1 protein-coding gene is annotated in these 618 nt (G+C 40.1%); it reads left to right on the top strand.

What is annotated here, in order from left to right; translation table 11 throughout:
* The coding region (locus ACTVAI_RS11840) for a transposase (RefSeq protein ID WP_443486750.1) at nt 1-521 on the top strand (521 nt) is incomplete at its 5' end.
* Between the last annotated feature and the right edge of the window lie 97 nt (nt 522-618).

A 618-nucleotide genomic window follows, 5' to 3' on the forward strand; every position in this document is an offset into this window, starting at 1 on the left:
CACGTGTCAGTTTTATGAATACCCTGAAGAAATCAAAAGACTTAAAGGCTAATCGAGATTACAGGAAGCTGAAGAAATACTGGAAATTAATCCTGAAAAAGGAAGAGACATTGAATAGCACCGAATACCGTTATCACCGGCTTTTTAAGGGGCTCATGACGGAGAGGGGAATTATTGACTATCTCCTCTCTTTGGACGAGGGATTGCGCCTTAATTATAACGCCTACCAAACCATCATCTTCACGGTTAATCACCGGAAACCAAAGCTGTTCAGCTCTTTCATTCATGAAAAACAACAGGGGCTGACGGTCAAAATGGACCGGGCTTTGAAGACATTCCGCCAATCCGAAAAAGCAATTATCAATGCACTGAACTATGATTACTCGAACGGCTTAGTGGAAGGAATCAATAACAAAATCAAGGTTATTAAGCGGACAGCCTATGGCTATCGTAACTTTTCTAGTTTCCGTAACCGCATCTTTATTGAATATAAATTGCTAGAAATAAAAACAGCAGCTTAGGAACCGTTCGGTTCCCAGCTACTGCTTCATAGATTGTGAATTTTAACCTTCATTCAATCGGAAAAATACACTATCAACACTTCTTGACAAAGAGCCA

Source organism: Jeotgalibaca sp. A127 (genome assembly GCF_052266745.1).
Taxonomy (GTDB): Bacteria; Bacillota; Bacilli; order Lactobacillales; family Aerococcaceae; genus Jeotgalibaca.